This is a genomic window from Canicola haemoglobinophilus, from assembly GCF_002015075.1.
Lineage (GTDB): Bacteria > Pseudomonadota > Gammaproteobacteria > Enterobacterales > Pasteurellaceae > Canicola > Canicola haemoglobinophilus.
The window spans coordinates 43,100-50,036 of record NZ_MUXZ01000020.1 but is presented as its reverse complement, the minus strand read 5'-3'; the positions used below and the strand labels follow the sequence as shown (position 1 = coordinate 50,036).

Genomic DNA, 6,937 nt, shown 5'->3' with positions numbered 1-6,937 from the left:
AATGGAAATTATCACGAACGATAATTTCAGAATGTTGCTTCGGTTTTTTGATTTTTTTCTCTAAAATCAACCGCTCTTTTTCCGCTTGAATACGTTTAACAAGTTCGACTGCAGGCTCATCATTTGAATTTTGTTCTGTTAATTTCCCTTGAATAGCCGCCTGTAAAATTGACTTTTTCAGCCGTTCAGGAAATTCTTGATGAAGAGCGGTCAGTTCTTGCTCTTTTTTTGCATATTGTTCAATAAAAGGTAGTAATACCTCTAATTTCTCTGAAATTTTGTTTTGCTCATTTATCGGAGGAAGCGGAACTAGGAAATTTTTTATAGATTGAAGACCAACATTAGGTTGAGTTGTTTTATTTGTATATTTCCTTATTTCTTGTTGGGCTAGTTCAGATTGTAAATAACAAATAATATAGTTTAGGTTGATAAATCTATTCAAAATTCTAATACAAGCACAGGAATAAGATACAAGCAATGGCTTTGTATAATTTATTACTCTAATAATGCCAATAGTTCCATATCGTGGAAAAATAATATCATTTAACTTTGGGGAAAATTTTTTAGATAAAAGAAGATAATCATCTTCGCTGATTTTCTTAGCATTATCATAATTTATATGATTTGAACCATAAAAATCCCTAGGGGAAATATATGGTATTCCATCAGAACCTTTATATTCTCTCGGCATTTTATGATCTATATCGCTTATAGTCTCACATATATCTTCTAACCTCACCCAAACCCAACTTTCAGGGATTTCGAAAGGGACTTCGCTCTCGTTCAGATAAGGGGGGTTATAACTTGTTTATTTTAATAATCTCTTTATTCTCTTGATCCATCTCCGCCCTAATACCAAACCCTTTTGCGAGATTTTGTGGATTGAGCACCGCTTGCGTTTCGCCTGCTGCGATAATTTCGCCATTTTTAAGTAAGATCACTTCATCACAAAAGCGGTAGGCTAGGGATAAATGATGGATAACCACTATGCACGTTTGTTTAGGTGTGAGGGCTTTGAGTTGCTCCATAATATCAATTTGATAATAAGGATCGAGAGCAGCAATAGGTTCGTCTGTCAGTAAAATGGGGCTGTTTTTGATACAACAACGGGCGAGCTGTACCCTTGTTTTTCGCCACCTGAAAGCTGTTGGAAAGGTTTATCGAGCAGATGTTCTACAGAAAACTTTTGTGAAATTGACTGCACTTTTTGTTGCTCATCACTTGATTTCTGTGGGGAAGATAGCCCGAGAGCGATGACATCATAGACGGATAAATCCCAATAAATGTCGGTATTTTGAGCGAGATAGGCGATCTTCTGGCTTTTTTGTGAGGCGGACATTTCGCCTAATTTGTAATTATTTAGCCAAATTTGACCGCTTGTTTGCTTCGCTGATAAGGGCAAAATCCCTGCGATAGCTTTCAATAATGTGGATTTTCCAGCCCCATTTGCCCCCATAATGCCGACAAGTTTACCTTGTGGAATGTGGCAAGTTACATTCTTTAAACCATAGGGTAAGCTCAGATTTTCAACTTTAATCATAAAGCCTCCGCTGTTGCGTGAGCAAAATCCAAATCAACACTGGTGCGCCAATAATGGCGGTGAGTGTACCGATGTAGATGTGTGAGAAAAATGACAGATATAAAATGCCAAGATCGGCGATTAACAGTAATAACGCACCGATAAGGCTACTGGTTAAATAAAGCTGTGAAGGGCGTTTATTAAGTAAGATACGAGCAAAGTGCGGTGCAATTAAGCCGATAAATCCGATAGTGCCCGTTTGGGGAATGGTTGCCCCCACTAACAACGCTACACCGAATGTGGTGATAAAAAAGCTACGTTTTAGGTTTATGCCCATTGTGCTAGCCGTTTCTTCGCCGAAGGTGAGCAAATCAACATAACGGCGTTGGCTGTAAATGAAAGCGATGCCGAGTAACACAATGGGTAAGGAAATCAACAAGGTATCTAATTTTGCCCAAGTTAACGAGCCTTGTAGCCAGCGGTAAAGTTCCGCTAATGCCCAAGGGCTTTGGGCGTTGGAAAGTAGTAAGGCAATCGCCGACCCTAGTAACATATTGACTGCTACGCCACTTAAAATCATCATGGTTGTGCCGTAATTTCGGGCGATAAAATAAACGATGAGAAAGCTCAATAATGCCCCGAAAATGCCGCCAAATAACAATACTGTAAAGGGAGCAGAGAAGTAGTAGAGAATAAATACGCTCGCAGTGGTTGCTCCGTTGGCACTGCCTAATAATCCTAGGCTTGCCAGTGGATTTTGGAGAATCCCTTGCATCACATTGCCTGCGAGAGCAAGGCTTGCCCCAGTGAGCACCGCTAATAAAATGCGTGGTAGGCGAATATCCGATAACACTAGCGAACGCATATCGGTCAAAATGCCTTCTGCGTTCGCTAGTGAAGTAAATTGACTAAGCTGATAGCCACAGGCAAAAGCAATCAGGGCGATCAGCATAAGTAATAAAATGAAGTTTAGGGTTTTGGGTTGGGTCATTTTTAATCGTTTATTTTATCCAATTTCAGTTGTCGACAATTTGTCGACAGCTCATTTCTTATGGTTTCATTACATTTATTTGCCGGTAAATTTGCTCCGCCCCCTGCCATAATCCATGGTCAAAACAGTAACTATACTTTAGCGGAATGGAGGCAAGCGGTCGATTTTGGAAAATTTTTTGCAAAATTGGGTGGTTGAGCAGTTCCGCTTGTTCGTTATAGCCTTGTTTATCCGTTAGGCGAATAAGCACATTAGGTTGGCTTAGCAACAGTTTTTCTAAGGAAAAATTTTGTTGGGTTAAGTTTGCTTTAAGTGGCGATAGTCCGAGTAAATCAAGCAAAGTGCGGTAAGGCTGAAACTGACTTTCCACAATGCCTGTATCCGATAACATCAGCGTTTGTGTAAGCGGTCGTTTTAGCTGGAAATTTTGTAATGTAAGTTTTTCGACGAGCTGTTCTGCTTTGCCTTTATTATCGGTGAGCTTGCCTAAGCGTAAAATCAGTTCAAATAGTTGTTCGGACGTTTGTGGATCGCTGATGTTTTCCACCTTCACACCTAAGGATCGTAACTTTTCCACTAATTGCGGATAAAACTGTTCGTTAATCAACAAGGTTTTGTCTAAATAGGGTAACAGGTTGATTAAACTCGGTTCAATTTGTGGTTTATTGTGGTTGATTTTGTCTAACATCATCAGTGGATTTGCCGAATAATTAGACATTGCCGAAATTTGTTCAGGGCGAGCAATTTCGATCAACAAGCGATCGGCACACAGATTGAGCGAAACAAATTGTTCTGCCTGCACTGTGCCGATACTAAGTAAAAGTGCGGTGGAAATTTTGACTATTTTACGCATAACAAAAGGGCGTGTTGCCACGCCCGATAGGGTTAGAATGAACCTTTTAAGCCAAGGTAAACATTGCGACCGAATTGACCGTAGCCAAGTACATTTTCGTATTTTTTATCAAATACGTTGTTTAAGTGGGCGTAAATGTTCAAGTTTTTGGTTAGCTGATAGTTCGCACCTAGGTTGACTAGGGTGTATGAAGGCATAGCTTTATTGCTTACATCAAAGCGTTTACCAACATAGCTTAAGTTTGCATTCATTCCCAATTCATTGGTAACTTGATAATTAATGCCTAAATTGCCGCTATGTTTTGGACGGCGAACGGTATTTGAACCATATTGATCGTTATCTGCTTTAATGCGTGTGAAAGTATAGTTAGCAAAAAGAGATAAGTTATCTGTAAATTTGCCGTTATAGGCTAACTCAACGCCTTTAATTTTAGTCTTACCTACTCTATTCACAGCTTGATAAACTACCCAATCTTCCGTTTTAAAATCTAAATAATTATCAACGTTACGAGCAAAATAAGTTACATCGAATGAATGTTGTTTATCCATTGTTTCAAAGAGTAACCCCAATTCTCCGCCTAGACTTTTTTCTGCTTTAAGATTTGGATTTGCCAACTAATTACCATCCCAACCATAGTATTCGGACATTGTTGGATTATGGATAGCTTTACCAAAACTTGCATGAGATTTTATGTTTGGTGAAAAACGATAAGCTCCCGCTAAACGTGCAGTAAAGGCATTTTCAAATTGAGAATTATCGGTATAACGACCACTTAATGAAAGACTATGATCTTGTTCAGTAAAGAGACGATATTCCGCTGCAATGCTTTTCTCAATCAATTTTTTAGGCACATAGTTATAGCCTGAATTCACATATTTTGAATGTTGATAATCAGTCAGCAAGCTAACTGCCTGCTTTACTTCGCCTTGGTTATCAAAATTGACATCTAATTGATAAGATGCTGCTAATTTTTTGCTTTCGTAGTCTTTGTTTTCAACTTTAGTTGAATATTTATTATATTGAGTTGTTTCACTCTTTGTTTTTATATGGCTGACATTTGCTTTATGTACAAATAAGTCATTGCTATTACCCACATAACCACTTAATTTAAACTGAGTATCCTTTGTTCTTGTACGATCATCAGCATTTTTTTCATATTGAACGCTATTATCAAAATGGACTGTTTGGCTTGAATGTTTAGCAAGTAACTCAATGCCTTTGTCATTATCATCATAGCCTAGGCGAAGTGAGCCACTGTCACGATGGAATTTATCTTTTTCCGTTGCAACATAGGTTGTATTGCCTTGTGTTTCAGTTGTTCTAGCGGAAATTCCAGCTGTTTTATGGCTGTCGCCCTGTAATGCGTAGTAGAACCCCTTGTTATAGCCAGAAACAGTGACGGAACCGTCTAAAGTGCGGTGCGATCCTGCACCAAAATCGAAGTCGATATTAAATGGCTTGCCTTTGTATAATCCGCTTTTTGTTGTGATATAAACAACGCCACCCATTGCATCACTGCCCCAGAGTGCAGATTGTTCACCACGTAAAACTTCAATTCTTTCAACATTGCTTAAAGTTAAGCCACCAAAATCGAAGTTTGTATCAACAGGGTTCACTTTTATACCATCAATGATGATTGCTGTATGTTTGGAATTTGCTCCCCTTAAGAAAAGGCTTGAGACTGCACCACGACCACCGCTAATCCCCATAGCCACACCCAGCACAGTTTTCAATACATCACTCACATAAGTGGCATTGCGTTCGGCGAAATCTTTTTCGGTCAAAACAGTAACTGATGAGGCTGTTTTGTCTTGGTTGATTGGGGTTGCGTAAGCGGAATAGACGGTTATTGGTTGCAGTTGGTTTTTCGTTGATTCTGCGTGCACCGAGGCGGCTAATGTGGCTAAAAGTGCGGTGGTAATTAGATTTTTTTCATAGAATATTCTCTAGTTGTGTTTGCATGATTAAAAATAAAAAGATTTTCAGCTCAAAGTTAGTTACAAATCTCTTGGATAACAAATTGTAATGCGTGTCGTGCGGATTGTTGTGCTTTACGTTTTTTTAAGCGTTGAATTCTTAATGCTCGATTATGTGATACACGATAGAGTTTTACTTTGCTTTTTTTCAAAAATGTTTTTCTTCTCATGGCTGTTCCTGCTGTGTTTTGGTTGATGGGGTATCGCTATTTTGCTGTTCTTGTTGGCTTTGCTGAACACGTTGGTAGTTTACAATGCTGTTCATGTATCTTCTAATATTTTCCACATATTGAAAAGCCTCGTAACCTCGAGCATAACCATATTTAAGATTAGTAAAATAACGTTTTTGTGCTAACAAAGGTAAATTCTTTTTGACATCTAACCAATTATCAGGATCTCCCCCCAGATTTTTGGTCAAACGTCTAGCATCTAATAAATGCCCTAACCCCATGTTATAAGCGGCAAGAGCAAACCAAATACGATCTTCTTTTAAAATAGTATCTGGCATTTGCCCGAGTAGAAGATGCAAATATTCAGAGCCTGCTTTAATGCTTTGTTCTGGAGCGAGGCGATTGGTTATATTCATGCGATCAGCTGTTGCTTTTGTTAACATCATCATGCCTCGAACCCCTGTTGGCGAAGTTGCATCTGGGTTCCAATGGGATTCTTGGTAAGAAATCGCAGCCAATAAACGCCAATCTAAATCCCCTTTGTATTTTTCAAATAGCGGTTCATATTTTGGTAAAACAGTTTCAATGGCTTTTAAATAGGAGCGAGTATCAACATAATCGAATTCTCTGAGATGATTGAAATATTTTTCTTCAATTCGAGCAATTAAGCCATTTTCCATTGAGCTGTTCATAAAATCCAATAAGGCAGCTTGCAGTTCTGAATAGCCATTATTAGATAAGTACCAATGTACAGTAAATTCATCTGTAACATCAAAAGCAACAGCAATCTGAGGTTTAACTTGTTGGCTAACAGAAACTTCAATTGAGTTGGCAATCGTATAATCTATTTTCCCTTCTGCGACTTGAAACAAGAGTTCTTCTTGACTGAGCTCACTGCTTTCCCACACTAAATTTGGATATTTTTCTTTTTCTGCAAGCAAAATACTTTTTAATGCAGAGTTAGTGGGAATAACTAATTTTCCTGTTAATTTTTCTAGGCTTGTTGGGCGAGTTTCGCCTTTGCGATAAGCGAGTTGCCAAGAGGCTGAATAGTAAGCTGGACCGAGTTGAAATTTTTCGCTTCGATCTTGTTGATAAAATAAATTTGCCGCCGCAATATCTATTTTTCCTTGTTCTAATGCTTGAAATAACGCATCTGTACTATTTAAAGGAATGATTTCGAGATCAACATTTAAGTAATCAGCAAAAGCTTTACTTAACTCATATTCTAAGCCTGACTTTCCTTCTGCACCGATAAAATAGGACACGGGATTATTGATTGTTCCTACAATCAATTTTTGCCGCTCTTGAATTGCTGTATAGTAATTTTGTTCAGATTTCATTATTTGTTGCCAAGGAAAAACCATGTCTATTGCCCAAAGCAATAAACTAATAGCGAAAATAATCCGAATAAATAGTCCTTTCAAT

At 38.3% G+C, this 6,937-nt stretch carries 5 protein-coding genes and 2 pseudogenes; all 7 read right to left on the bottom strand.

Annotation, left to right across the window (positions count from 1 at the left end):
- Positions 1-703 (bottom strand): restriction endonuclease subunit S (locus B0186_RS07445; protein ID WP_412778792.1); only part of this gene is annotated, 703 nt, incomplete at its 3' end.
- 94 nt (positions 704-797) lie between these two features.
- Positions 798-1,540: pseudogene (locus tag B0186_RS07440) on the bottom strand (ABC transporter ATP-binding protein).
- Positions 1,533-2,510: a FecCD family ABC transporter permease gene (locus B0186_RS07435; protein WP_078218746.1), complete on the bottom strand. Its 978-nt coding sequence runs from the start codon at positions 2,508-2,510 to the stop codon at positions 1,533-1,535. The pseudogene B0186_RS07440 and the gene B0186_RS07435 overlap by 8 nt, the downstream one beginning before the upstream one ends.
- 58 nt (positions 2,511-2,568) lie before the next feature.
- Positions 2,569-3,363, bottom strand: a complete 795-nt coding sequence (locus B0186_RS07430) for a substrate-binding domain-containing protein (RefSeq protein ID WP_078218745.1) — start codon at positions 3,361-3,363, stop codon at positions 2,569-2,571.
- Between the two features lie 32 nt (positions 3,364-3,395).
- Positions 3,396-5,306 (bottom strand): annotated as a pseudogene (locus B0186_RS12015) (TonB-dependent receptor plug domain-containing protein).
- 50 nt (positions 5,307-5,356) lie between these two features.
- Positions 5,357-5,509, bottom strand: coding sequence for a hypothetical protein (locus B0186_RS11790; protein ID WP_169832924.1), 153 nt, complete (start codon positions 5,507-5,509; stop codon positions 5,357-5,359).
- A complete protein-coding gene (gene mltF, locus B0186_RS07420) occupies positions 5,506-6,936 on the bottom strand; it encodes a membrane-bound lytic murein transglycosylase MltF (RefSeq protein ID WP_078218744.1) in 1,431 nt (476 codons plus the stop codon). Before mltF ends, B0186_RS11790 begins: the two co-directional genes overlap by 4 nt.
- Position 6,937: the final 1 nt, after the last annotated feature.

What these genes read in the sequence shown, in the direction of transcription:
- B0186_RS07430 (WP_078218745.1), bottom strand. Translation starts at nt 3,363, where the DNA reads ATGCGTAAAATAGTCAAAATTTCCACCGCACTTTTACTTAGTATCGGC.
- B0186_RS07435 (WP_078218746.1), bottom strand. Translation starts at nt 2,510, where the DNA reads ATGACCCAACCCAAAACCCTAAACTTCATTTTATTACTTATGCTGATC.
- B0186_RS11790 (WP_169832924.1), bottom strand. Translation starts at nt 5,509, where the DNA reads ATGAGAAGAAAAACATTTTTGAAAAAAAGCAAAGTAAAACTCTATCGT.